Below are 25,314 nucleotides of genomic sequence, written 5' to 3' on the forward strand. Positions count from 1 at the left end.
CGGGCGCCATGCCGATGCCTCGAACCGCGATGATCATGGTCACTATGCCCATCCCGAGCATCAAGCCGCCGGACAACAGGCTCGACAGCGGCAGCCGTCGCCCGCCGGGTCTCAGGGCGACAGTGCGCGCCGTGAGCAGGCGGCTATTGCTCCAGTCCTTCCGATCCCACACCAGCGCCAGAACGCAGAGCGGCGCGACCATGCCGAACACGTAAGCGACACCCACCAGCGCGGCGGTAGAAATGGACGACGCCGCCCCAGACATCGCGGCAACTCCGGCCAGCACCGGTGCGCAACAAGCACTCGCCGCGCCAGAAAACACGCCCAACCCGTACACGGAGCCAATTCCTGACCCCGAACTCTTCCCCGATGGCATCGGGAGCATCAACTTCCACCCCACCAACGTGGCGACACCCACAACGACCATGGCAATTCCCACCACGCTGAAAATCCAGAAATGGTACTGCCCCAGGGCACGGCTCACGATAGCGGCACCCAACGCGATGGGCAGGATGATCGTGCCCACGCCAGCGGCGAAAACCAGTGTCATGCCCAAAATCTGGCCGCGACGGCGGAAGCTGGACGCGAAGAACGCCGGCAACATCACCGACACACAACACGGGGCCAATAAGGCGACGATACCGCCTAAAAACGAGGCGAGAATCGTGGTGGAGAGCAGGACCTGCTCCATGTATTGCTCCTTCAAAAATGCACGGACTCACCGCCGTGCCGTGGGGACGGGGCGGACGCCCGAGGGTCAAGCCTGGGTCGTGGTCTTTGCGGTTTCGTCGGTAGCGGCGTGAAGGTGGGAGTCGTTCGGGGTGTCGCTGCCCTTGGCTTTGCCGCTACGCATCATCATGAACACCATCCCGATCATCATCACGGGGCACGCCAAAACCGCTGCGATGGGAAGCGCCTCACCAATCGACCTGCCGGCCACAAGCAGCCCGCCGAGGATGACGACACCGATCACGATCATGCCGATGAGATGAGACTTGCCGCCGTGGTTGTGCCCGTTCATGGACCTTCTCTTTTCTGGGGTTCGGATTGGTGGAGCGCGTCTTTCGGTGGCGTGTCGCGGCCTCGGCTATTCACCGGGAAGATCTGAGCGATAGCCCACACACCGAGAATGACGAACACCACACAAATTCCGGCAAGAATCGGCCACGCACTCATGACCATCACTTCCTCCTACCGGAATGTCTTGACATGACTGTGGCCCCTCTACCCGCGCCTCCCGGTGCAGGTTTGACGAAGAAACGATAAAGAATGCTCCTCATCTCCGAGGGAGCTCTCAGCCTTGGACTCCCCCAGAACAGGGTGCGCCGGGCTCGGGGGTCTGTGGGCCTTGTAAGTAGGTCGCGAGGAATTCGCTCAGTCGCGGGTCACCGGCACTATCAACCTGGAGCCGCTTACCCCACGCAGTGGCGATGATCGGTGCCGGCAGGTCCGGATACGGGCTCAAGATCTCATACGAATTCACTGCCGCGTCAGAGGTAAGGACCTCAAGCTCAGGCGCAGGCAGGTCAGATTGGTACGTCACCCACACGGCACCGTGCTCAAGGGAATGGACGGCACGCCACGTATCCACCGGCTGCGTGTAAACCCCACAGTTAGTCAGGTCCTCGGAATGGTCCCCGCCGACCGGTGGCAACTCCGGAAAGGCCACAGTGCTGAGGACGTGGTCACGGCTGAGCTCAGAAAAACTCTCAACTCCGTCGATCGTCGACCCAAGCGCTGAGTTGCCATCAGGCTCTGCCTGCGGACCACTGAAGACGACGAACCCTACGGTCGCCAGTAGGCCGGCGATCAGGACGGCACCTGAGCCGAGGAACAATATCTTCCGTCGTCGCTCGTCCTTCTTCATCTTCCCTCGGGCCTCGGCCACGATCGCTTGCCGGTCGAGTTTTCGCTTGCTCTTCGATTGCATTTCTAATCAGTTCATTTCTGTGGGTGCTGTCGGTTGTGGTGTTTTCTGTGCCAGGCGGTTGGCTCAGGGGTGATGGGTGTCGTGCGCTACTCGCGAGGATCCCGTGGAGGGTTGCAGCGTTGGCCCGCTTATCAGTGGGCCAACGATGAAAGAGGAGAGGAAAAACGTCACAGTGAAGATAGCTAGGGCAATTCCAGGGGCCCACTAGCTCGCGAGTTTTCGGCGCAGCGAACTGAGCATCGGCACCGAGGCTACAAAGCCAAGGACACCGAGAAGGACGGTTCCGCCGCTACCCGCTACGAGTGCCGAACCGACCAGAGGGCCGATGTGATGGCGGACGTACGGCACCAGGCCCGCGACCCCTCCCAAGACCCCAGTGACCACCGTCCCAATGGTCCTAGGTCGGGCCCGGGACTTCGCTGCAGGCGGCGCTAACCCGACGATGGAGACATCGTCAGTGCGTGCCGATGGAGTGCTCATCGTTCCACCATCGCGCGCGAGCGCATCGGTAACGATGGAGTTTCAGTAAAGAAACGATCAAGTATTGAAGGAACCACATGGAAACTTCATAGTTCCTTCGACAGTTCCATATTCGGGGGCAGAAGACTCGACGTAGGAGCGCTACTGGCGCAGACGAAAGGAAATTCCATGATGGGAAATTATGCGGGCGGTATGGGCGGGTTCGGCTGGATCCTGATGGGTCTGCTCTCGGTGACGCTGATCGTCGCCATCGTGTGGATGGTCGTAGGAATGGTCACCCAGCCCCGACAAGCATCCGCCACCGCAGCGACGCCTGAGTCGAGGATCGACACTCCAGCCGACATCCTGAAGCGCCGGCTGGCTAGAGGTGAAATCGACACAGCGACATACGAAGACCTGAGCTCCACGATTGACAACGTTCGCTAAACGCGCGGGCCTGTTGGCGATCCGAGCCTGTAGCCCAAAGAAACACTGGGCGGATCGCCGGTCCGGCGCCCGAGCAGGGCCCACCGCTACACGGTGACCAAACCAAAGGAATCGGCCCCTGAATAAGCGCCACCTCACAACCGTGCAGTCACAGTCGGCGTCGCTGCAGTCGTCGCCACGACTGCCATCGTTGCAACCACCACCGAAAATTCTAACGCGAAGGCAGCCTCCCACAACGACATGGTCGCCCGCACCATTTGGGTCGCTAACGAAGATGGCGACAGCCTCACCGCGATCGACGCTTCCACCAACACAGTCGCGACTACCCACACGGGTGTCGACAGTCCTCACAACGTTCGAGCCACTCAGGGTGCACAATCTATCTGGGCGGCGAGTGGCAAGACGTCGATAACTGTGGAGATCGACTCACAAACGAACGCCGCAAACGGCGAGTCCGCCACCGGCGCGATGCCGGCCCACGTCATCGTGACACCCGACGAGACCCGACCCTACACAACGAACAATGCCGACCACACCGTCTCAGCCGTCGACATCGCCACCATGACGACGATCGCCACGATCCCGGTCGGCGACGGGCCTCACGGACTGAGGCCAAGCCCCGACGGCAAAACCATTTATGTGGCCAACAACAACGGAACGACGCTCGGCGTCATCGACACCGCTACCAACACCCAGATCGACGAGATCGAGGTGGGCAAATTGCCCGCACAGTTAGCGTTCTCGCCCGACGGAGACTTCGTGTAAGCATCTAAACGGCGACAACACTGTAGCAAAAATTGACACCAGCACCCGTAAACGCGTTTCCACACTTCCGGTGGGCGTGGTCCCAATCCAAGCGTTCGTCAGCCCCGCTGGTCAATACCTTCTGGTCGCCAATCAAGGCACAGAAGAGTATCCCGGCCGAACGGTTTTGATCATCGACACCAAGACTTTCGATTTTGTCCGCACTGTCGAGACCGGCGTCGGCGCGCATGGCGTCACCATCGACCCGACGAGTCGACACGCCTACATCACCAACACCTTTGATGACACGGTCTCGGTGCTCGACCTGAAAACGTTGAAGGTCGTCGATCTCGCCATGGGCGTCGATGATTGCACCTGACGGTGTCCTCGAGGCCAGGCAGCGCATGCTTCAGTCCGTCGTGCGTGACGGATCCTGCCAGAGGCGGACCCAGATGTCGCTCCGAACTATTCTGTGAAACGCACCAAGGCAGGCCTGCGTTGCACCACTCGAACCCGGATTGCTGAAGAGTGGTTCAGCGCTACTTGGTCACTGCGGTGGGAGAAAGCTTCTTGGCCCGTGGCCTGGACAAGTCAGGCCACGCTTTTGAGCGGAGGAGCCGTAGCCCGTTGAGGCCGACGATGACCGTGGAGCCTTCGTGGCCGGCCACGGCCAATGGCAGAGGCAGGGTGGAGATGAGGTCCCAGGTCACGAGGACGGCGATGAAAGTGCCCGCGATGACGAGGTTGGCCACGATGAATCGGTGAGCTTTGCGGGAGAGTTCGATGGCTCCGGGGATGGTGGAGAGATCGTCTCGGATGACGACAGCGTCGGCTGTTTCGAGGGCGAGGTCGGAGCCGTGGCGTCCCATGGCAACACCGATGGTCGCCGACGCGAGAGCTGGCGCGTCGTTCACTCCGTCGCCGACAAGGAGCACCGGGATACCGTCGCTTTCGAGCCGGCGAACGGTGGCCGCTTTGTCCTCAGGCAACAGTCGGGAGTGCACTTCGGTTATGCCTGTCCGCTGGGCGATGTCCGCGGCGGTGCGCCGGTTGTCGCCGGTGAGTAGGTGCACCGGACGAGCGGTGATCGAGGCGGTGTGAGCAACGGCCGCCGCCGCGTCGGGACGGAGTGCGTCTTCTAGGGTGATTGTCCCGAGGAGGTGTCCGTCGACGAATACCTCGACGACTGTGCCGATCACGTCCGCGTGCTCGTCTCCCGCCTGGACCACGCGCACCAGCTGACCGGCGATGATTCCCTCGACACCGTGTCCAGGGAGCGCACGGAAGTTCTCTGCGGGAGTTACATCCGTACCGGCTGCGCGGACGATAGCGCGGCCGAGCGAGTGCTCGCTGTGCTGCTCGACCGCAGCCGCGAGATCGAGCACCGCAGTTGATTCCATTCCCGGGGCGGGGGTGACCCCGGTGACGACCGGTGCTCCTTCGGTCAGGGTTCCGGTTTTGTCGAAGGCAACGAGCTGCGTCCGCCCCATGGCCTCCATGACCGTGGCGGACTTAATCAGAATTCCGTGGCGGGCGGCGTTGGCAATGGCCGCAAGCAGCGGCGGCATGGTGGACAGTACGACGGCGCAGGGCGAGGCGACGATCATGAACGTGATCGCGCGCAGAAGGGAATCTCGGAAGTTCTCCCCGAGGACAAGCGGCAGGGCGAAGACGATGACGGTGGCGATCACGACGCCGAGCGAGTACCGCTGCTCCACCTTCTCGACGAATAGTGCTCGCGTCGACTTGGTCTCCGAGGCTTCCGCGACCAAGGACACCATCCGGGCCACGACAGACTCACTCGCCGGGCTGGTGATCCGCACCGTCATCGCTCCTGTGCCGTTGACAGTCCCGGAGAGCACGTCCTGCCCCGGTCCTCGTCGCACGGGCACAGATTCGCCGGTCATCGCTGCTTGGTCGACTTCACTAATCCCATCTACGACGACACCGTCGCCGCCGATACGCTCACCCGGACGGACAAGGATGAGGTCCCCCGCGCGGAGCGCCGCAGTATCGACGATGTCCAGAGCGTCGCCCGTGGCAGTCCGGGTGAGCCGGGTCGCCTGTTCGGGGGCGAGGGAGAGAAGGCTGGTCACCGAGTCAGCGGTCCGCTGGGTGACGAGGGCTTCAATGGCACCGCTGGTCGCGAAGATGACGATGAGTAGCGCCCCATCGAAGACTTGCCCGATCGATGCCGCGGCGATCGCCGCGACGATCATCAGTAAGTCGACATCGAGTACTTTGTTTCGCAGCGCGGTGATGCCCGCCCAGGCCGGCTCCCAGCCTCCCGTGAGATAACAACCCAGGAAGATCGTCCACCAGACCGGTGCTGGAGCGCTCGCAAGCTGCAGTGGCCACGCGACCAGGAAGAGTAGTAGCGCCAGTCCCGCCCAGCGCACTTCCGGCAGGCGTGCGCCGGTGCGGAGGATCGACGGCGGCTTGGCGAGGACGCGGCCACCGGTCCGGATGGGCGCTGGGGCGATGGTGCTCGTCATGCGCCGGCGGTCTCCGTGCCTGTGGTGGCGAGATCGAGGTGGTGGTGGCGGGGGGTGCCCCCCAGGCTGTGCTCAGCTTGGAAGATCGCATCGCGAACCAGCTGGGAGGCGTGCTCGTTCTCGAGGCGGTAGAACACCTTGGTCCCCTCCTGGCGGGTGGAAACAATTCGGGCAAGACGCATCTTGGCCAGGTGCTGAGACACTGACGCCGGAGTCTTATCGACAATCTCGGCAAGGCTGTTTACCGACAACTCGAGGGCATCATTGAGCGCCAGGATCAGGCGCACCCTCGTGGCATCTGCCAGCATCGTGAAGATCTCCACTGCGAGCTCCACGAAGTCACTCTCGGGCAACCGTCCACAAATCCGCTTGTCTGCATCCATACGCAGATAGTAGCAGACTCAGTAATCGATCGCTGTAACCTGCATCGCACTGGTCGTGAGCGGCTGTCAGCGCCCCGTCGTGGACGGTGCGGGCTGCGTCTCGGCGCCCGGAACCGGCTCCGCAGGTTTCCACTGCCGCATCGCGACTGCTCCGGCACCCACCGCGATGGCCGCCAGGATCAGTGCCGTCGGGGCTAGGCCCAGCGTCGCGCCCAGGACCCCGGCCAGCGGGTAGGTGAGAATGAAGCAGGCATGGGAAAGCGAGAACTGGGCCGCGAACACAGCGGGCCGGTTGTTCGCATCGGAGTAGCGTCGCAATAACCGAGACGATGGGGTCAGGATTAGCGAAGTCGCAGCGCCCAGAACAAACCAGAGAGCCAGCACACCTAGCCAGGACGCAGGCGAATCCGGCGTCGACGCCAGAATCGCGACGAGGACCAGTGCGACCGGCAGGATCGCACACCCGGTCAGCATCACCCGGCGATCGGGGTAGCGGTCCAGGACCGGTGGCAGCAGTAGGGCAACGAGCATGGACCCCAAGCCGTAGCAAGCGAGGGTCAGGGCGAAGTCGACTTGACTGCGGCCCAGTGTGTTCTGCACGAGGATGACGGTGTTGACGATCACCATGGCCGTCGCCGCGGCGACAACCAAGTTCATCGCCAGCAACGCGCGCAACGGCCGACTACCCCAAAACACTCGTACGCCCCGGGTCAGACGCTCCAAGAATGGGGTGCCTGGGGACGATTTCAGTTGCGGAAGCCGGGTCGAAAGCACGAGCACCGCGGAGCCCACGAAGCCCAGCGCGGTCCCCACGAATAGTGAGTGGTAGCTGATTACGGTGAGTAGGGCGGCGGCGAGTATTGGGCTGAGCAACGATTCCAGATCGTACGCCAGGCGCGACAGGGATAGCGCCCGGGTGTACTCGCTCTCCTTGGGCAGGACTTCCGGGATCAACGCTTGGAACGCGGGCGTGAAGGTGGCCGATGCGGCCTGCAGGATGAAGATCAATACGTAGATCTGCCAGGCCTCGGTGACGAAGGGCAGCGAGAGCGCGACCCCGGCGCGGAGAACGTCCGAAGACACCAGCAGGACCTTCCGCGGCACGCGGCTGGTCAATGCAGACACGACCGGGGCAACGCCGACGTAGGCGAGCATCTTGATCGTCAATGCGATACCCAAGACAACGCCGGCGTCTCCGCCGGCCAGGTCGAACGCCAACAGGCCCAAAGCGATAGTGAGCAGCCCCGTGCCCACCAGCGCAACGACCTGAGCGCTGAAAAGCTTGCGGTAAGCCGAATTCCGCAGCACCTCACGCACGCGAGCTCCACTCCAACTCGGTCGCGGCGCTCTGCGGCGCCCGGTGGTGGGCGGGCATTCCGTCGAGGGCGTGTTGCGCCTGGAAAATGGCGTCGGCAACCAGTTGGCGGGCGTGCTCGTTCGAGAGTCGGTAGAACACCCGGGTGCCGTCGCGGCGGGTGGTCACGATGTGGGCCAGACGCAACTTTGCGAGATGCTGCGACACTGCAGCCTGGGACTTATTGACTGTTTCCGCGAGCTGGTTGACTGCGAGCTCCTGATCGCGAAGGGCCAGGATAATCCGAAGGCGCGTGGCATCGGCGAGCATCGCGAACACCTCTACGGCTAGTTCGACGTATTCACTGTCGGGGTCCGCTGCGGAACCATTCGCATCTGCATTCATACGCAGATTATTACACACGATCCGGGTCTGCGGGTCAGTGGCCCCATCACGAAGATGCCTGGCAGCTAAGGAGACGCCATGCGACGTGGTCGACCCTTGTCGACGCCAGGGCGACGAGCGATCATTGGTGCCCCACCCGAGCTGTTCAGCAGCACCACGCCGTCGCATCCTTTTGGGTTGCTCGGTGCGCCCACATCGAGCCTCTCGGATGGATGGGTCGGTCCCCGCCCTACCTTTGCGAGCCCAGGGCCGCGCTCACCGCCTGCGCGGGAACAACAGCTAGACCCCGGGCTCCCTTTATGTGGAGTAGAAGTCCCCGGTCTGCACGCGTCCCGAGTGGGAGCGCGCGGTCGGACCAGGTGGGCTGGCAAAACCGGGCGCCAAACTGCGCGAGGTCAGAATCACCTCGCGCAGTTTTGTGTTGTCAGTCTTGGGTGCCGTCTTCCACTGCAACTCCGTTGATGTCGTCGCTGGTGTCTTCGGTGGTTGACTCGGTTCCCGTATCGTCGGCGGTTTCGCCGTCGTTGGTGCCGTCTTCCACTTCGGTGCCTGCGTCGTCGGCGGTTTCGCCGTCGCCGTCGCTCACGACTGAGTGGGTCGATGTCGGTGCGCTCGGTGTAGCGAGTGCGGCGCCGGTCAGGCTTAGCCCGCCAGCGAGAGCGAGAGCGATGATCGCAACACTGCCACCGACGATTTTGGTTTTCTTCTCCATGGTTGGAACGCCTTTCGTCTGGTTAGAACACGCGAACTACGAGTTCTTTTTCGAGGTTAGGTCGGGGTGCATGAGATGACCGTGAGAGTGAGCATGCCGCTGACAATGCTTTCCTCCAGGCCTGCCAGGGCGCATAGAACTCCTGGGCTGTCCCGCCAGTGGGTGGAAGGGCGGCCTTGACCTCGTTGGGGCCGTTTCTTAGAAATCTCTGTGACGGCGGAGGGCACGCTGGGGGGATGATCAGCGAAACTCACCGGCGCAGCATGCTCGTGCGTGTGGCTCTGTTTGCCATGGCTGTGCTCCTTGTGGTGGTGGGTGCAGGGTTGGTACTGACTGCGCAGGGTGGGTGGACGGCCACTGAGATGAATTTTCTTCGCCAGGTGAATTTCGCTCATACCCCGCAACTTGACAGCGTCGCAATGGGCATTAATTGGTTGTTCGGCCCCGCTGTTGCTCCCGCGCTCGTGGTGCTCGGCTGCGGCGTGGTCCTCTTGCTCGAACGGAAAGCCTTTTCAGCCCTCCAGCTTTTTGTGATCGTGACACTCCCCTGGATGGGCAACGAGGCGGTCAAAGCACTGGTCGGCAGGCCCCGCCCGAATATTGCGTCGCTCCCTCATATTCTGGTTCTCGAGCCCGGCGGCCTGAGTTTCCCCAGTGGACATACCAGTTTCGCCGCCTGTCTTCTAGTGGGCATGATTCTCACCATCCGCGGCCGGCGGTGGCGCGCGCCGCTCATCGCAGCGGCGATCATGGTGGTCCTCGCCACTGCAGGTTCGCGTGTCTATCTCGGGGTGCACTACCCAACCGATGTTGCCGCTTCGATCGTCTACTCGGTCGCCGCAGTCACTTTGATCAATGTCATGTGGCTGCTGTTGATGACACACTGGGCTAGACGCCGTCCTGGCGCACCTGCCGTGCACGCCGTTCGAGGAGCTTCAGATGACCGCTGAAGGCAAGGACCGTGCTCGGCTGCTCTTGATCGAGGACGACGCAAAGTTGGGCCCACTGATCAAGCAGGTGCTGACAGAAACCTACGAGGTCACGTTGATTGCCGATGGCGCGGAGGGCCTTGCCGTCGGGGCGATCGGTGATTTCGAGGTCATGGTCATTGACCGGCGATTGCCGTCCTTGGATGGACTGAGCGTTGTGGACGCGCTTCGACGCAAGCTCGTGACCACCCCGATCCTGTTGCTCACGGCCTTGGGTACCACCAGAGACAAGGTAGATGGACTTGACGCCGGCGCGAACGATTACTTGGTCAAACCGTTCGAGTTCGACGAGCTCTTCGCCCGGTTGCGTGCTATCCGCAGGGTGTTCACGGGAGAGGGTCGCACCCTGGTCGTGGGCGGGTGGGCTTACTACCCGGACAGCCGCACAATCTACTCCCCGTACGACGGCCGTATCCTTCTCACTACCAAAGAAAACGACCTGCTCAAGCTACTCGCCGAAGCGCCTCACCGAACCTTTAGCCGCCAGCAAATCCTGAGCACGGTCTTCAACGCGGACGACACCGCTGGCACGGTGGACACCTACGTGCACTACCTTCGACGCAAAACCGATATTGACATTGTCCTGACCGTGCGCGGACAGGGCTACCGACTGGGACAACCGTGACACACCGCCCCATCCTCGACAGTGACACCCTCGCGGTACGACGAGCCTCACGGCTCGTTGGCACCCGAATCGCGCTCACCTGCGCGGCCGTCGTTGCGGTGGTCATCCTCGCCGTGTTCTTGTACATCCTTTCGGAGATCCCAGCCGCTGAACTCTTTGAACCCGTGCCTGACCCCGATAATTTACGGCTCAGCGCCGTTGAGCTTCTACGCGCAGCTGCCGTGCTGGGTGTGGCCTTGATCGCCCTCGCTGGGGTGATGAGTTGGTTGGTCACCCGGCGGGCAGTCCAGCCTCTGGGCGAGGCGTTGCGTATTCAGCGCGCGTTCGTCGCCGACGCCAGTCACGAACTGCGCACGCCGTTGGCCGTGCTGGATGCGCGGCTGCAGATCCTGCAACGTTCGCTACCAGCTGATGACCCGTCAGCCCCCGCTGTCGCCGAGCTGCGGAGCGATGCGAAAGAGTTGATCAACATCGTGAATGATCTTCTCGAGTCCGCGGAAGTAGGCAATTCCGCAGCCCACGACGCCGAAGTCGTCGACGTGAACGCGGCCGTCGCCACTGCCGTGCGGTCAATGTCGCTGATCGCCGTTGAGAAACAGGTCAGTGTAGAGTTCGATGCCGGCGGCCCCGCGTCCGTGCACGTGCCAGCGGCCAGCATCGTCAGGTGTGTGGTGGCCTTGCTCGACAACGCTCTGCGCTTCGCGCCTACACACTCAATTGTCCAGGTGGAGCTGACGGGGACGAAGAAGACAGTTTCGGTCACAGTCCGTGACAGTGGCCCTGGCATTCAAGGCATCGATCCGGCTCGAGTTTTTGATCGTTTTGCGCATTCCGGGCACGCCCTAGACGGCGGCGGGGACGCGCGAACCGGTTTCGGTATCGGGCTCTCGCTGGTGCGGGAAATCGCTGTGCGCTATGGCGGAAGCGTTACCGTTCTGGCCAGTTCTGATGAGGGCACCGCCATCCGGTTCACAGTGCCCCGAGCAAAGCAGTCACCGCGCACTGCGTAGCCGCTGATTGAACGATGCGGGTAGAACCTACGCCACCTGTCGGCGACGGGTGATCACGGTGCGAATCAGCACGGGGACAATAGAAATCACCACGATTCCAATCAGCACAACGTCGATGTAGCGGGCAGCGAATTCGGATACTCCGGGAATGTGCGCCAGAGCGTATCCCAGCAAGACCACGCCCGTCGCCCATACCGTCGCGCCCACGACGTTGAAAAGTGTGAAAAGCCCCCGGCGCATCTTGCCGACCCCTGCAGCTACTGGGGCGAAGGTGCGAACTACGGGGACGAACCGGGCGACCATGACGGCAGCCGGTCCGAAACGATCAAAGAATGCTTGAGTACGCCGGACGCTATTTCTGCTGAATAGCCCAGATTCTCGGCGCTCAAAAATAGGTGGCCCGGTTCGGCGACCGATGAAGTAGCCGAGCTGATCACCGAGGGCGGCGGCCAGCACAATCGCAGGAATGACCACCCATAACGGCTGGCTGATGACGCCGCTGAGAGTGAGCACCCCGGCAAAGAAGAGGAGGGTGTCCCCCGGGAGGAAGAATCCGATGAGGAGCCCGGTCTCGGCAAACACGATGGCGCAAATAGCGACGAGCCCCCAGGCGCCCGCACCCGAGATGAGCACTTGAGGGTCAAGGAAACCGGATAGCGGCAGCATCGAGTGAATCATCCATTCACTCTCACAACCCGTTTCTAAGAAACGGCCAAGAAATGCTGCAACCCCCAGCCGAACCGGGGCGTCGGAACCATTGCCCACCGGACCGTTTCAGCGGTCCTGAAAAAACTTCGGCAAAAGCGGCCCTTCTGTGAGAAGTCTTAGACCCGGGCCGTTTCGCTGGGCACTGATAGTCCCATTCAGAAGGAGCGTTCCCCATGAACTCAGCGCATTCCAGCACCCTGTCATCCACCCGCCACATGCTCAACAAAGTGCCAGAAGTCACCCTCGTCTTCTGGATAATCAAGGTTCTGGCTACCACGGTCGGCGAAACCGCTGCGGACTTTCTTAACGTCGACCTGGGTCTCGGACTCACCGTCACCTCGATCATCATGGCCCTGCTCCTCGTCGCGGCCCTCGTCGCCCAGTTCAAGCTCCGCCGCTATATCCCTGCCGTCTACTGGCTCGCCGTCGTACTTATCAGCGTCGTAGGCACCTTGATCACGGACAACCTCACCGACAGCCTCGGTGTGCCGCTCTGGCTCACCACAGCCGTGTTCGCCGTGGTCCTGGCCGTGACCTTTACGGCGTGGTTCTTGTCAGAGAAGACCCTCTCCATCCACTCGATCTTCACCACGCGGCGGGAGACGTTCTATTGGCTCGCCGTGCTCTTCACCTTCGCGCTCGGGACCGCAGCCGGCGACCTGGTAGCCGAGAGCCTCAATTTAGGTTTCTTCGTCGCTCTGCTGGTCTTCGCCGGTGCGATTGCGCTCGTGACTGTCGCGTATTTTGTCTTCCGCATCAACGCTGTCCTGGCGTTCTGGGTCGCGTACATCCTCACCCGGCCCCTCGGGGCGTCGACCGGCGACCTCCTCTCCCAGCCCACCGCCGACGGTGGCCTCGGACTGGGCACGACAGGAACGAGTGCTTTGTTCCTCGCCGTCATCCTCATCCTGGTGACAGCCCTCTCCGTGCGATCGCGTAGGGCCAACGCCGAGCTCACAGCAACCGTCTAAACCGACGCCCACCGCCGGATACCGGAGCACATCATCGACACAGTCATCGCCGTCATCCTGGGCATCGTCCAAGGACTCACCGAATTCATCCCGGTCTCCAGCAGTGCGCACATCCGCATCGTCGGCTCACTGCTGGGTACGGGGGCGGACCCAGGCGCCGCGTTCACCGCGATCACCCAACTCGGTACCGAGACAGCCGTACTGCTCTACTTCTGGCGCGACATCGCACGCATCATCAGCCGGTGGTTCCTCTCCCTGACAAAGCGGGTGCCGCGTTCGGATCCGGATGCACGCCTGGGCTGGTTCATCATCCTGGGCTCTGTCCCCATCGTGATCCTCGGTGTGGCGTTGCAGACGCTGATCGAGTCCACCTTCCGCTCCCTCTGGATCGTCGCCGTCACTTCGATCGTCTTCGGAGTCGTGCTCGGCATTGCCGACGCCATCGGAGCGAAGAGGCGCCGGCTCGTCGACCTCACCGTGGGCGACGCCGCCATCTTCGGCGGCGCCCAGCCCTCGCACTGATCCCTGGAGTATCGCGGTCCGGCGGCACGATCACCGCAGGCCTGTTGATGGGTTACGAGCGGACCGCCGCCGCTCGCTACTCGTTCCTTCTCGCCATTCCCGCCGTTTTCGGCAGCGGCCTGTACGAGCTCTACAAAACCGTGGGCACGTCCTGCGGCACTGTCAGTGGAGCGTGCACACCCGAGGTCTTCACCGGCGCTCAGACGGCGCTGGCAACCGGAGTTGCCTTCGTCGTCGGCCTCGCAGTGATCTCGCTCCTTATGCGGTATCTGGCCACCCGCAGCTTTCTACCGTTCGTCATCTACCGCATCGCCCTCGGAGTGGGACTCATCGTCGCACTCACCACGGGTGCCCTGACGCCCTAACCCGGCTCAGCGTTCCTGCGCCATGCCGTCGAGCGCGATCAGGGACACAGACGGGTGAGGTGCCGTGCTGCGCAAAGGCCTGTAGACGACGCGGGAGTGATAGACAAAGCGGACCACAAAGCCCACGGCCAGCAGCAGTGCTTGCACCAGCAAACTCGACACCGGTAGGGCTTCGACAAGAAACCAGAGGGCGGTCGTTCGGAGAGCCGTCTCGCTCCCGTTGAACACGAACGACTGCGCGAAGCGAATCCACACGGAACGGCTGCCCTCACGCAAGTCGTGAAACACGAAACGCTCGAGCAGCACAAAGTTGCCCACGATGGTGACGAGCGCAGCGGTCAGAGCAGCCGTCAAGTACCAGACTCCCACGGCCTGAAGCCCGGCCATGATCGCCACGTTCACGACCGCGCCGATCGCCCCCACGGCGGCGAACCCGGACAGACGACCGAATCGCAGCGCGCCCAGCTAGGTGACGAAACGCAGACCCTGCCGGAAGTCGGCTTTCGAGGAGCCAGCCACACGCTTGCCGAAGACGAAAGGCTCCTCGACGATCACCAGGCTGCCCCTGGCGAGGATCTCAAGGAGAATCTTGAACCCGCGAGGGCGCAGGCCTGCAAGATCGACGGAGTCGCGCCGTAAAGCGAAAAACCCTGTCATCGGATCGGTGACGTTGCGGAGCTTGATGGGAAACATCGCCCGGGTGAGCAGAATGCTCCCGTTGGATATGAAGCGGCGAAGCCGGTTGTCCAGACCCGTCGACGATCCGCCGTGAAGATGGCGGGACGCGACCACGATGTCGGCCTGCTGCTCCGCACCGCTAGCCAGCAGCACAGGGATAAGTTCGGGCGGGTGTTGCAGGTCGCCATCCATCACCACACACCAGGTGCCGGTGCTTGACGAGAGACCCTCGCGCACTGCACCGGACAGCCCGCCGACCGGATCGTCCCGATGGATTATGCGCACCGGGATCGTCGAGCGAGCAGCCACCTGACGGATGATATCCGGGGTGTTATCAGTCGAGTCATCAACAAAGACAACCTCTACTCCCCCGCTGTTCATCACTGCGACAATCCGGTCAACAAGGATTTCGATATTCGGTGCCTCGTTGAAAGTGGGGATGATGATCGTGACGTCCATGGCCCTCACCGTTCGATTGACATTCGTAATCCCACTCTCGCCCGGCCTTTGTAAGAAACGGCTAAGGATAGACAGTCCCTCCTGCCGGTGAAATCTAGCTCGCACCAGCAAACATTCTTAGATACTTCTGAGGATTGGAGCGCTGTAGTTGCACTATGGCGATCTCACCGAGTAACGCGGGCGCCACCGAGCGGCGGGACCGTACGGTATTCGCTTCGACAGCGGCCGTGATAGCCCTGGCCGCGACGCTCGTGTCGTTGGCCGGCTCCTGGATTCCTTCGCTCTGGGGCGATGAAGCGGCCAGCATCATGTCCGCCAGCCGGAGCATTCCGAGCTTGGTCGCTATGCTCGGAACCGTCGATGCTGTGCACGGCGCCTACTACCTGGGGCTGCACGCGTGGATTGCCGTTTTCGGCGCCTCCCCGTTCTCGGTACGCCTGCCCAGCGCCCTCGCCGTTGGCATCACTGTCGCCGCGGTGATGGTCATTGCGCGGCGCTTGGGGAACGTGCGCGTGGCGGTCGCCGCCGGGGTCATCTGTGCGGTGATTCCTCGGGTCACCTACATGGGCTCGGAAACGAGGTCCTCGGCCTTCGCTGCAGCGATCGTCGCCTGGCTCACGGTGGTCCTCTTATCCCTCCTCGGTCAGCAGACGCCAGCTCGCCGTTGGTGGGTCGCCTATGGCGTCCTCCTCACAGTCGGCATCTACGTATTCATATATATCGTGCTGATCATCATCGCGCACGCGCTGATTCTTTTGAGCGTTGAGGTGCCTCGCCGGCGTCTCATCGGCTGGGTGAAAACCGTCACGGTCGCAGTTGCCGCTACCCTGCCGGTCTTCGTCTGGGCCGTACTCGAACGTGGCCAGGTCACGTTCCTCGGGCATCGAAATGAAATTACCCCCTATAAACTTCTGGTGTCGCTGTGGTTCGGCCAACCGCTCTTCGCCGTGGTGGCCTGGACCCTCCTGGTGTTGGCGTTGGTCGCGGGTACGACCATCCGGTTGCGAGGTCCTCAGGCGCCGTTGGCGACGGTCCGTTTGTCCCAACTCAGTGTTCTGGCAACAAGCTGGTTGCTGGTTCCCGCCGTGCTCCTCATCGGCGGGTCATCGCTCGTGCCCGTCTACACGGCCAGGTACCTCTCGTACTGCGCCCCCGCCGCATCGCTGCTGATGGCGATCGGTTTGGATTGGGTGACCCAGCGTCGCCCGCGGGCCATGGCCGCAGGCCTACTAGTGATCGTGCTGTGTGCCACCCCGGCCTGGCTCGCGCAGCGGCAGCCGATCGCGAAGAACAACAGCGACTTCGCCCAGACCAGCGCGATCATCGCCGCGCACGCCGTACCCGGAGACGCAATCGCCTTCGACGAGTCGGTGCGCCCATCTCGAAGGCCTAGGCTTGCGCTTCACCTGTACCCAACCGCTTTTGTCGGGCTCAACGATGTCACCCTCCAGGTCCCCTACCAGGAAGGCACCAGCTGGCATGACTTGGCATACTCCCTGTCAGATGCGGCGACGCTCGGTCGGTTCGACGGAGTACACCGTCTGTGGCTGATTGAGCGCTCCAACGGCGGCACACCCGACACCTATGGCCAGGCGACCCTTGCGGCGTTGGGATACACCGCAGTTCACCGCCATTACACCCACCGCAGTGTCATTTTCGAGTATGTTGACCGTCGAATTATCGCGACGCGGTGACCTCCTTGACAGCACGTTCACGAACCAGGATAGAGCTCGGCAATATGGTTAGGCGAGGTCGATGAGCGCCGATAGCCCAGTTCAGCTGCTTCGAGCTGGTGGCCCCGCATCCGCTTTGCGCAGTTAACCATCGGGTGAGCCGTGGAGCGTCGGGTACATGGGCTCGGTTCACGGCTGCCACTCAGGCACGGTCAGTGTGACGGTTGTTCCGGACCGGGGTTCTGAGACGAGGGTCACCTTTCCATGGTGCGCGGAAATGATTTGTTTCACTAGCGGGAGGCCTAGTCCGAAACCGGGTGTGTTTCTGGCGTCCTGTGCGCGCCAAAAGCGATCGAAGGCGTGGGCGGATTCTGTTGGGGTCATACCCACGCCGTTGTCCCTGACCAGGATTTGGGCGAACTTCCCGGCCGCGGAGACAACGATCTGAATGCTTCCGGATTCATTTGTGAATTTGACTGCATTGTCGACGAGATTGGTCAGCGCGCGAGTGAGCAGTTCCGCTGATCCATTGACAAGCACAGTGCGCGTATCGCTCGCGGTGATTCTGGCGCCAGATGCCTTGTGGTTCTGGACAACACTGTGAGCTATTTCGTTGAGCGATACGGGCTGGAAGGTCACTTCAAGTTCTTCGGCGCTCTCCCGGGTCAGCAGGAGCAGGTCGTTGGTCAATCTGGTGAGGCCTTCGGCGGCTTCCAGCGCTGTCGACATTGCTGCTTGATACTGAGCCGGAGTTCGCGATCGCGAGAGGGCAAGTTCGAGTTCACCCTGGATAACGCTCAGCGGGCTGCGAAACTCGTGTGATGCCCCGTCGACGAACCTCTGTTGAAGCTCGTAGCTGCGCCGGATGGGGGCCAGCGCACCCCGGGCCATGAGGTAGCTCGAAATGGGCAGGAGGATGACGAGAATCGCGTATCCGGTGGTGAGCCCCATGCGCAGGTTATCGAAGCCTTGTTCGGCGACGTTCAGTGATGACTGGCCGTCCAGTTCGGCAGCATCGAAGTCGAATGCTCCGGTGACGAACGAGTAGATGCCCAGTGCGAAAACGCCGAACAAGATCAGCTGTACGAGGGTATAAGTGAGGGTCAACCGGATCAGCGCGCGGCGGAAAATCATGTGTCTGCTGCGATCACGTAGCCGGCCCCGCGGCGGGTTTCAATAATTTCGACCTCACCTGACAAGGTCAGTTTCTGTCTGAGGTAACGGATGTATGTCTGCACAACGTTGCTATAGCCGTCGTAGTTGCTGTCCCAGGCGTGCGTGATCAGTTCGGACGAGCTGATGATCTGACCTGCGTTCCGCATGAGATATTCCAGAACGGCAAACTCCTTGGCGGTCAACACAATGGTTCGCCCGTTTCTGGTTGCTGTGCGTGTTGCGGGGTCGAGCGCGACTCCTTGTGCTCGCAAAATGGGCGCTTGGGCGCGGGGCGCCCGCCGCAGCAGTGCCCGAACACGAGCTAAGAGCTCAACAAGGTGGAAGGGTTTAACGAGGTAATCGTCTGCCCCGGCATCTAGTCCTTCCACTCTTCTTCGTGTCGAATCCAGTGCGGTCAACATGAGTATCGGGATGTCTTGGTTGAGGTCGCGAATGCGGGCGCATACGTCCATCCCACCGCGCGGAAGACCGGGCAGCATCAGGTCAAGGACGACGAGATCGTACGTCTCAATTTCGAACGCCTCAACACCCGCCGGGGCTGTGTGGACGACATCCACGGCGTACCCACCCTCTTGGAGCGTACGTCGGACGACGTCCGCGATCCGGACGTCGTCCTCCACCACAAGTAGTTTCATAAAAGGTCCTCGCCGGCCAGGCTAATCTGCCGCATCTCCTGCTCCAGACCCCTTGGTCGCTGTGGCGTTGGCCACCTGAACCCCGGCAGCGCTTACTTCAATGGTGAAGTCCACCTGATTCTTGGAACTTCGGTAGATGCTAAACGTGTTTTCCGGGAAGTGACCAGGACCAGCTTCTCCGTCAAACGACAGCGTACTCGTCGCCCCCGGAGCGAGAGTGAACCCAGTCAACGCCTGATAGTAGGCCTCGCTTTGACCAGTCGTCACGTCTGTCATAACGTAATAGGTCTCAAAAGATGACAGCTCACTGGTCGAGTCGTTACGCACGGTCACTTGAAGTCGGTCGTCGATCGCCGTCTTGGTTGCGGGATCCACGTTGTCTTCCGCGGCCGCGGACAGGATCGTCAATCCCGGAGCGGTGCTCGCGTTGACAATCGGGTTCGAGTTCACGGGCAGCACTGTGGCCGTTGATGCTCCTGAGCCAGCCGCTAGGGAGCTGGCCGGAGTCGGAGCAGAGGTAGCTGATTGGCAGCCGGCCAGCCCGAGGACTGATAGGGACGCCACCAGGGCAACGGGAATGAGCAGGGGTCGTTTCATGAGATTTTCCTTTGCAGATTGCGTCGGGTGGTAAACCCGACGGCGAATGTCACGGAGGCGAGGATCGCCGCCGCGAGTGTGATGGCGTAGCCCCACATGTCAGCCCACACCAGTCCCAGGGGCTGCTGGTTGTATTTGTCCTTGATGCCCAGGAAAGCGAAGGAGAGCCGCTCGAAGTGCTTAGTTATCGATGAGACCTCCAGCCCATTGCGGATGCTGTCGAAAACGGCGAAGTTCGCGAGCACTTTCAACTCGTCGGGCTTTTGGATTTGAAGCGTGGCGAACAACCCACCGGGGACCTGATTGTCGGGGTCCATGGTGTCGCCGATCTGGGGAATGATCAGCACGAACACCAGCCACACCACAATGGCCACGATGAGGCCGGTGCTGAGTCTGTGTGACAGTGCAGTGATGCCGATCGCCAGCGCGCTCCAGAACAACAAATACAGCCAGGCCACCACAGCGGCAATGAGGATGCGTGCGATATCGATCCCCTGCAGCGGCGCATTTCCGATCACCAGGATGGCAACCGTGGTCGTCACCGTCAGCAGTGCGACGACAATGAACCAGACAACCGCAAGGCCCAGCACCTTGCCTGCGGGAATCGCAAAACGACCCACTGGCCGGCTCAACAAAAGCTGAAGGGTGCCCCGGTACTTCTCCTTGGCCACAGTTCCGTATCCCAGAACAATGGCGAACAATGCCCCGAGGATTTCCAGGTACTCGACGCCGCCGCGCAGCAACTGCAGCGGAAAGAGTTGAGGGGCCGCCGGTACGGTCGTGCTGCCGCTTGCAGCCAACTGCTGCACATACAGGTTATAGGCGTCCAGTTGGGTGCGGAAGCTTGCCGCCGCTACGCCCACCGAGATTAGGGTCGCCACCGCAAGAAAGGCGATGAGCACCGCAAAAAGTCGGTCGCGGCGCAGGTCGAGAAGTTCTTTTTGCGCGATCACCCATGTGCTACTCATTGAGACCACTCCTCATTCGGCTGCGCGGGGTTGCCGCGACGATGACCATCATTACGGCCAGGACTCCTACAAGGATGAGAATGCTGAAGGCAGCGTTCCCTGTCACGGCGGTGTCCTGCAGGATGATGCTGGATGCGGTCTTGAACTGCTCCGTCATCGATACAGGACCGGTGACCATGGACACAATGTCGAAGTAGCCACCCGTTGAACTCACAGCTGGGACAGGGTTGAGCAGCGAAACCGGTCGCGCCGCCGTGCCGATTTGTGGGAGTACGAAGGCGACTGCGCTCCAAATCACGAACGGCACCAGAAGCGCGGTTGTTTCCTGCTTGCTTCTGAGGCCGGTGAGCATTCCCAATAACGCGAACGTCGTGAGTAAAACCCAGGACAGCAGGGCAAAGCCAATCACACGCCCGGTATCAGCCCAGCCCAGTGGCGCTCCATTGATGACGCTGATGATCACCCAGCTGACGAAAAAGCTGATCCCAATCGATGCTGCGAGCACCACCCCAAGCCCGGCCAGCTGTCCAAGAAGTCGGCTGACAGATCCCACGGGCCGGCTGAGGACAAGGTCAGTAGTCGCTGCTTTGCGATCCCGCAGAGTCGCCTGGACTCCCAGAACGATGGCCATCAGAGAACCAATCAACACCACGTAAATGACGGCGTTGCGCAGGTAGTACAGCGGAGTCACCCCGGCGAACGGGTTTGGCGCGGTTGTCAAACCGTCTGCAACGACTTTTTCGTAAACGCCGGTGACAGTTCGGTTGGTAACCCACCCGATGATGGACGACGCGATGATCATCCCAATGAATACGAAGAGCAGCAGATGTGCGGTGCGGGCACGACGGGTGGTGAGCATCTCGTGTCCAGCGCTGACCAGGAATGTGTTCACGATACGTGCCCCGACTCCAACCGAAAGTAGATCTCCTCCAGCGATTCCTCGCCAGGGAAGTCCGCGAGGGTTCTGGCCAGCGTGTCCTGGTGCACGAGCTTTCCATTTCGAAGGATTCCGATGCTCGTGCACGTCTTAGTCACCTCAGAGAGAAGGTGCGTGTTCATGAAGATCGTCATGCCGAACTCGGCGTTCAATCGCACAATCGTCTCGCGTAAGGTGCGAACCCCTTCTGGATCCAGCCCCGATGTTGGCTCGTCGAGAAACAGCACCGACGGCGAGTGGAGGATCGCCTGAGCGATCCCGACACGCTGACGCATGCCCTTGCTAAACGTCCCCACCCGCTGCCGATCATGTCCTTCGAAATCAAGGATCCGCAACACATCATGGATGCGCTGGTCCGGACGCCGCAAGCCCGACAACCGGGCGAAGAACCTCAGGTTCTCCATCAGGGTGAGATTGTCGTAGAACTGGACGTTCTCCGGTAGATATCCAATCGCCGCCCGCACGCCCATGGCGTCAGCGGTCACGCTGTGACCAGCCACTTCCGCGTTTCCCCGAGTCGGCTCGAGCAGAGTGGTCAAAACATTCACGGTGGTTGTTTTGCCGGCACCGTTGTGGCCGAGCAGCCCGAATACCTCGCCGATCCCGACCGCTAAGGACAACGCATCAAGCGCTACCCCTGAACCGTACGACTTCGACAGATTGTCGGTCGCGATTGCTGATTTTGTCATGCTACCGACCGTATTCAGGCCATCGTGAGACCACGATGAGAGCACCTATTTGCGGCCGCCGGGCCTCACCACCTGTGGCCAGAACCACTTCTCAGCTGGAGCACCTCCCGCCGGCACCCCGCCTCGAGGGCTTTCAGTCACGTGCGAAAGAATCCCCCAGGGCAAGACGAATGGTGGTCAAAGCGAACATGGAAGACACCCTCTGCACTGCGTATCAGGTTCGGGCTTCAACGCTCGCCTCGTATATGGAATGATGGCCGGTGCTTAACAGCGTCCTCGGCGGACTCGTCCTACTGTGGCTCACACTCATCCGGGTACTCATCTAAACCTCACGCGGGCAGGCAGAGAAAATCAAACTGTTCGACGCCCTCCGCCTCGGTCCCGACGTGGGGCGGGCCACCAACCGCCTCGCCCCCGACCCGACCGTCCAGCGTGTATGCAGACAAATTCGGCAGCTGGAGACACGGCATTACCTCGGCAAAGGTTGTGTCCACATCAGCGGCGTGCTTTTCGGCTTCTCATTATTGCCTCGTCAACGTGAGAAGCCACCGTGGGAAGGTCAGTGAGCCGCGTGCCTTTCTCCGGGCATCGGCGCAATGCGGAGCCAAACGGGCTCGCGGCACTACACGCTACGCTCCGGCCCGGTCGCAACAGTGTCCGACTGACATAGCGCCCCCGGATGCGCCCGTATTCAAGACGTGGCGGCGGGCTTCAGCCGAGCCTTAGCGGGATGCGAACGATGACTGCTGCGCCGCTGCCCGCTGACGAGTCGATCGTGACGTTTCCTTGGTGCCGGCGAGTGATCTCGGCGACAATCGAGAGGCCCAGGCCATAATGCCGTGAATTCTTCGTCCTTTCCCCTCGGGTGCTCCGGCTACTTGCGAACCGGTCGAACGCGTTCTCGACAATGTCGGGTGCGAAGCCGGCGCCGTCGTCTGTGACCCGCGCGATGGCCTGGCGATTGTCCTGGGTGATGGTAACGATGACTGCCGCGCTGGCGTGATCGATTGCGTTCGTCGTCAGCGCGACGACCAGTCTGAGCAGGGCGGCCTGGGACCCTGAGACGATTACAGGCTTGCTGGAGCCGTCGCGCCGCAGGGTGACGCTGTGGGCAGAGGCCTCGTCCTGCAGCAGGGCAATTGCCCGGTCGGCCGTGGCAGCCAAGTCGACCGGTATCGGTTCGGCGACGCTTCTCGGGTCTGCGGCGATCAGGAGGTCATCGAGGATCCCCGTGAGCGCCCGGGAGTCGCTCACGATCTCATCGACAGCATCGGTCACATCCGCGGGCACACCGGTTTGGTCGCGGCGTCGGAGCAGCTGGGCCCGGGTGGTCAGCAGGGTGAGCGGGGTGCGGAGTTCGTGACTGGCATCGGCGACGAACCGGCGCTGCAACGCGAGTGCGTCGGCGAGTGGACGAATCGCCCGGCGGGCCATCCAGTAAGCCGCGATCGCGGACACGGCAAGGGCCACAATCCCTGCGACCAGCAGGGCGGCGCGCAACCGGTTGAGTTCTTCGTCGTTTTCGTGTTGGTTGACGGCCACTTGCACCACGCGGGCGTCGCCTCCCCGACCGGTCTGGGTCGTCGTGAGCATCAGGTAGTGCTGGCCGTCGATCGCTCGACGGCTGCGCTCGTCGGCGCCCCCCGCGCTCACGCTCTCGATCGCCTCGGCGTCGAGCAGGCCAGACGGCAGGCTGGGCGACGACATCATCCGGGTGCCGTCCACGATCGACACATAGGTGCCTTCCGGGGCGTCTTGCGGGGAGTCCAGCCCCGCCGCGGTGGCCAGTGTCTGCCCTGCGGACTCGGCCACGCTAGCGCTCACCAACGCGAACACCATCCCGCCCACGATCAGCAGCATCGCGAGCATCAGGGAGGTGAACTGGGTGGTAAGGCGCAGAGCGGCTCCGCGCAGGCTATCAGTGTGTGCGGGCGGGCGAGACCGGGCTCGGTGCGGCGGGCGCGTCATGAGACCGGACCGAGCCGGTAACCGATGCCTCGCACCGTGTGGATTGCTGACCGGCCGAGTTTCTTGCGGAGGTAGTGCACGTACGTGTCGACCACCCCGAGATCGTCGGCGTCGGGGAACACGCCGGCAAGCAAGTCGGAACGTTCGAAGACCTGCTGCGGCCGCCGGGCCAGGCGCTCGAGCAGCTCGGCCTCCCGCGCGGACAGGCTGAGCACGGTACCCCCGGTGGTGGTCACCGTGCGGCTGCCGGTGTCGAGGTTGCCACCCGGTACGGCGAGGACCGGAATGGTGCTTGTGTGCCGACGCAGCAGTGCCCTGATCCGGGCGAGCAGTTCGTCGATGTCGAACGGTTTGGCCAGGTAGTCCTCTGCTCCACGGTCGAGCCCTTCGACGCGGTCGGCCGGATTGCCCAGGGCCGAGAGCACGAGCGCCGGCGTGAGCACGCCTTTGCTCCTCAGCCGGGTGAGCACGTCCAGCCCATCCATCACGGGCAGGCCCCGGTCAAGCAGGATCACGTCGAAAGGCTGGGTGAGGCCTTCGTGCAGCGCGCGCTGGCCGTCACGGGCGATGACGGTGTCGTAACCCTCGTTGGTGAGCAGTTGATCGAGCATCCTCACGAGACGAGCGTCGTCTTCGACGAGCAGCACCCTCGGATGTTCGGCCATGTTCGTAGTATATGGATCCATCGTCTCGTCGCGACCGGGGCCAGTCATACGGGCGCGAGTCCCGGCGCAGTCTGGAAGGCGGCGGTGGCGGTGAGCGCCCCGAGCTCGTCAACAGTGAGCACGTCGATGTCGAACCGGTCGAGCGCCTCGTCACGTTGGTGCACCCCGCCGGCGACGATGGCCGTGGCCAGCACGTCGGCGGTGACGATGTCGGCCGCCCGCACCGTCACTTGCCGGTAGGCGGCATCGGGGCCGGTGTGGGTGCGGGTGTAGCGCCAGATGTGTTCGCCGCGTTCGGCGGTACCCGAGGTGGCGACGGCCGAGCGGCCGGGGCTGAGCATCAGCGTGCAGAGCAGAGCGGACCGGTCGACCGGGTCGAGGATGCCCACCTGCCAGGGTGAGGTGGTGAACTTGCCACGGCCCACGAGGTCTCCACCAACGTTTAGGAGCCAGTCGGTCTGTCCGGCAGCGTCGAGCATCCTGGCGGCGGCGGCCATCGTCTGGGCCTTGACGATGCCGTTGAGGTCGACGATACCGTCGGGCCGGTGCGGGGTGAAGGCACCGTCGGTGCGGCGGCGCCAGTCCAGGGCCTCGGTGTAGGCCTGCCGCAGTTCGGCGCTGGCCCGGGACAGAACGAGGTGACCGGCGGCGACCCGGCTGAGCTCGGAGTCGGGGCGGTGCAGGCTGAACCGTCGGTCGGATTCGTCGAAGCAGCGGTTCACGTCATGCAGCACGGGCGCGGCGGGCAGGACTCCCGCGAAACGCAGGCTCACCATGGTACCCATGGTGTCGAAGGTGTGCACGGTCATC

Annotated in this window: 28 protein-coding genes and 1 pseudogene; 9 read left to right on the forward strand and 20 right to left on the reverse strand. The window is 62.3% G+C overall.

Features of this window, described 5'->3' with window-relative positions:
• The 3 genes from E3O42_RS10795 to E3O42_RS10805 form a co-directional block, all read right to left on the reverse strand.
• Positions 1–691, reverse strand: a 691-nt coding sequence (locus E3O42_RS10795; protein WP_134453953.1) for a cytochrome c biogenesis CcdA family protein, incomplete at its 3' end; no start/stop codon positions are given.
• Between the two features lie 66 nt (positions 692–757).
• Positions 758–1,021, reverse strand: a complete 264-nt coding sequence (locus E3O42_RS10800) for a hypothetical protein (RefSeq protein WP_134453954.1) — start codon at positions 1,019–1,021, stop codon at positions 758–760.
• Between the two features lie 273 nt (positions 1,022–1,294).
• Positions 1,295–1,930 (reverse strand): DUF3105 domain-containing protein, encoded by a 636-nt coding sequence (locus E3O42_RS10805; protein WP_134453955.1) that lies wholly within the window; start codon positions 1,928–1,930, stop codon positions 1,295–1,297.
• A 648-nt stretch (positions 1,931–2,578) separates the two neighbouring features.
• Here E3O42_RS10805 and E3O42_RS10810 point away from each other — a divergent pair.
• From E3O42_RS10810 to E3O42_RS10820, 3 genes are all read left to right on the forward strand, one after another.
• Positions 2,579–2,836, forward strand: coding sequence for an SHOCT domain-containing protein (locus E3O42_RS10810; protein WP_134453956.1), 258 nt, complete (start codon positions 2,579–2,581; stop codon positions 2,834–2,836).
• Positions 2,837–3,076: 240 nt separating this feature from the next.
• Positions 3,077–3,601 carry a YncE family protein gene (locus E3O42_RS10815; protein WP_134453957.1) on the forward strand — a complete coding sequence of 175 codons (525 nt, stop codon included), beginning with the start codon at positions 3,077–3,079 and terminating at the stop codon, positions 3,599–3,601.
• Positions 3,602–3,671: 70 nt separating this feature from the next.
• A complete protein-coding gene (locus tag E3O42_RS10820) occupies positions 3,672–3,959 on the forward strand; it encodes a YncE family protein (RefSeq protein ID WP_134453958.1) in 288 nt (95 codons plus the stop codon).
• Positions 3,960–4,119: 160 nt separating this feature from the next.
• Here E3O42_RS10820 and E3O42_RS10825 read toward each other — a convergent pair whose 3' ends face one another.
• The 5 genes from E3O42_RS10825 to E3O42_RS10845 form a co-directional block, all read right to left on the reverse strand.
• Entirely contained in the window at positions 4,120–6,075 is a 1,956-nt protein-coding gene (locus E3O42_RS10825; RefSeq protein WP_134453959.1) for a heavy metal translocating P-type ATPase, read from the reverse strand.
• Positions 6,072–6,458: an ArsR/SmtB family transcription factor gene (locus E3O42_RS10830; protein ID WP_134453960.1), complete on the reverse strand. Its 387-nt coding sequence runs from the start codon at positions 6,456–6,458 to the stop codon at positions 6,072–6,074. The genes E3O42_RS10825 and E3O42_RS10830 overlap by 4 nt, the downstream gene beginning before the upstream one ends.
• Positions 6,459–6,524: 66 nt before the next feature.
• Positions 6,525–7,775, reverse strand: a complete 1,251-nt coding sequence (locus tag E3O42_RS10835) for an MFS transporter (RefSeq protein WP_134453961.1) — start codon at positions 7,773–7,775, stop codon at positions 6,525–6,527.
• Positions 7,768–8,157, reverse strand: coding sequence for an ArsR/SmtB family transcription factor (locus E3O42_RS10840; RefSeq protein ID WP_134453962.1), 390 nt, complete (start codon positions 8,155–8,157; stop codon positions 7,768–7,770). The genes E3O42_RS10835 and E3O42_RS10840 overlap by 8 nt, the downstream gene beginning before the upstream one ends.
• 424 nt (positions 8,158–8,581) lie before the next feature.
• Entirely contained in the window at positions 8,582–8,869 is a 288-nt protein-coding gene (locus E3O42_RS10845; RefSeq protein ID WP_134453963.1) for a hypothetical protein, read from the reverse strand.
• 236 nt (positions 8,870–9,105) lie between these two features.
• Between E3O42_RS10845 and E3O42_RS10850 the strand changes: the two genes are divergently transcribed.
• From E3O42_RS10850 to E3O42_RS10860, 3 genes are read left to right on the forward strand one after another with little or no spacing between them, the layout of a single operon-like run.
• Positions 9,106–9,819 carry a phosphatase PAP2 family protein gene (locus E3O42_RS10850; RefSeq protein ID WP_134453964.1) on the forward strand — a complete coding sequence of 238 codons (714 nt, stop codon included), beginning with the start codon at positions 9,106–9,108 and terminating at the stop codon, positions 9,817–9,819.
• On the forward strand, positions 9,809–10,483 hold the full coding sequence (locus tag E3O42_RS10855; protein WP_134453965.1) for a response regulator transcription factor: 675 nt from the start codon (positions 9,809–9,811) through the stop codon (positions 10,481–10,483). The genes E3O42_RS10850 and E3O42_RS10855 overlap by 11 nt, the downstream gene beginning before the upstream one ends.
• A complete protein-coding gene (locus E3O42_RS10860; RefSeq protein ID WP_134453966.1) occupies positions 10,480–11,493 on the forward strand; it encodes a sensor histidine kinase in 1,014 nt (337 codons plus the stop codon). The genes E3O42_RS10855 and E3O42_RS10860 overlap by 4 nt, the downstream gene beginning before the upstream one ends.
• Positions 11,494–11,520: 27 nt before the next feature.
• On the opposite strand, the gene E3O42_RS10865 is transcribed toward E3O42_RS10860, so the two are convergent.
• Positions 11,521–12,171, reverse strand: coding sequence for a DedA family protein (locus E3O42_RS10865; RefSeq protein WP_134453967.1), 651 nt, complete (start codon positions 12,169–12,171; stop codon positions 11,521–11,523).
• A gap of 203 nt (positions 12,172–12,374) precedes the next feature.
• Here E3O42_RS10865 and E3O42_RS10870 point away from each other — a divergent pair, with 203 nt between their 5' ends.
• Positions 12,375–13,172 (forward strand): COG4705 family protein, encoded by a 798-nt coding sequence (locus tag E3O42_RS10870; RefSeq protein WP_134453968.1) that lies wholly within the window; start codon positions 12,375–12,377, stop codon positions 13,170–13,172.
• Between the two features lie 33 nt (positions 13,173–13,205).
• Positions 13,206–14,059 (forward strand): annotated as a pseudogene (locus E3O42_RS10875) (undecaprenyl-diphosphate phosphatase).
• A 6-nt stretch (positions 14,060–14,065) separates the two neighbouring features.
• On the opposite strand, the gene E3O42_RS18530 reads toward E3O42_RS10875, so the two are convergent.
• Positions 14,066–14,482, reverse strand: a complete 417-nt coding sequence (locus E3O42_RS18530; protein ID WP_241984770.1) for a GtrA family protein — start codon at positions 14,480–14,482, stop codon at positions 14,066–14,068.
• A gap of 42 nt (positions 14,483–14,524) precedes the next feature.
• On the reverse strand, positions 14,525–15,196 hold the full coding sequence (locus E3O42_RS18535; protein WP_241984771.1) for a polyprenol monophosphomannose synthase: 672 nt from the start codon (positions 15,194–15,196) through the stop codon (positions 14,525–14,527).
• A 257-nt stretch (positions 15,197–15,453) separates the two neighbouring features.
• Here E3O42_RS18535 and E3O42_RS10885 point away from each other — a divergent pair, with 257 nt between their 5' ends.
• Complete coding sequence (locus tag E3O42_RS10885; protein ID WP_206751226.1) at positions 15,454–16,890, forward strand: glycosyltransferase family 39 protein; 1,437 nt, start codon at positions 15,454–15,456, stop codon at positions 16,888–16,890.
• A gap of 168 nt (positions 16,891–17,058) precedes the next feature.
• Here E3O42_RS10885 and E3O42_RS10890 read toward each other — a convergent pair whose 3' ends face one another.
• The 9 genes from E3O42_RS10890 to E3O42_RS10930 all read right to left on the reverse strand — a co-directional run bounded on the left by E3O42_RS10890 (position 17,059) and on the right by E3O42_RS10930 (position 25,313).
• A complete protein-coding gene (locus E3O42_RS10890; protein ID WP_134453970.1) occupies positions 17,059–18,003 on the reverse strand; it encodes a sensor histidine kinase in 945 nt (314 codons plus the stop codon).
• A complete protein-coding gene (locus E3O42_RS10895; protein WP_134453971.1) occupies positions 18,000–18,680 on the reverse strand; it encodes a response regulator transcription factor in 681 nt (226 codons plus the stop codon). Before E3O42_RS10895 ends, E3O42_RS10890 begins: the two co-directional genes overlap by 4 nt.
• A 21-nt stretch (positions 18,681–18,701) precedes the next feature.
• Positions 18,702–19,130 carry a hypothetical protein gene (locus E3O42_RS10900; RefSeq protein ID WP_241984772.1) on the reverse strand — a complete coding sequence of 143 codons (429 nt, stop codon included), beginning with the start codon at positions 19,128–19,130 and terminating at the stop codon, positions 18,702–18,704.
• 143 nt (positions 19,131–19,273) lie between these two features.
• The gene (locus tag E3O42_RS10905) at positions 19,274–20,245 is read right to left on the reverse strand and encodes an ABC transporter permease (protein WP_134453973.1); all 972 of its coding nucleotides are present in this window, start codon (positions 20,243–20,245) and stop codon (positions 19,274–19,276) included.
• Entirely contained in the window at positions 20,238–21,137 is a 900-nt protein-coding gene (locus tag E3O42_RS10910; RefSeq protein ID WP_134453974.1) for an ABC transporter permease, read from the reverse strand. Before E3O42_RS10910 ends, E3O42_RS10905 begins: the two co-directional genes overlap by 8 nt.
• Positions 21,134–21,871: an ABC transporter ATP-binding protein gene (locus E3O42_RS10915; RefSeq protein ID WP_134453975.1), complete on the reverse strand. Its 738-nt coding sequence runs from the start codon at positions 21,869–21,871 to the stop codon at positions 21,134–21,136. The genes E3O42_RS10910 and E3O42_RS10915 overlap by 4 nt, the downstream gene beginning before the upstream one ends.
• Positions 21,872–22,582: 711 nt before the next feature.
• Positions 22,583–23,740 carry a sensor histidine kinase gene (locus E3O42_RS10920; protein WP_166787968.1) on the reverse strand — a complete coding sequence of 386 codons (1,158 nt, stop codon included), beginning with the start codon at positions 23,738–23,740 and terminating at the stop codon, positions 22,583–22,585.
• Positions 23,741–23,835: 95 nt separating this feature from the next.
• Positions 23,836–24,504 carry a response regulator transcription factor gene (locus tag E3O42_RS10925; RefSeq protein WP_174844258.1) on the reverse strand — a complete coding sequence of 223 codons (669 nt, stop codon included), beginning with the start codon at positions 24,502–24,504 and terminating at the stop codon, positions 23,836–23,838.
• 44 nt (positions 24,505–24,548) lie between these two features.
• Positions 24,549–25,313, reverse strand: a complete 765-nt coding sequence (locus E3O42_RS10930) for an FAD:protein FMN transferase (protein WP_241984773.1) — start codon at positions 25,311–25,313, stop codon at positions 24,549–24,551.
• Position 25,314 lies beyond the last annotated feature (1 nt).

The organism is Cryobacterium adonitolivorans (assembly GCF_004402695.1).
Taxonomy (GTDB): domain Bacteria; phylum Actinomycetota; class Actinomycetes; order Actinomycetales; family Microbacteriaceae; genus Cryobacterium; species Cryobacterium adonitolivorans.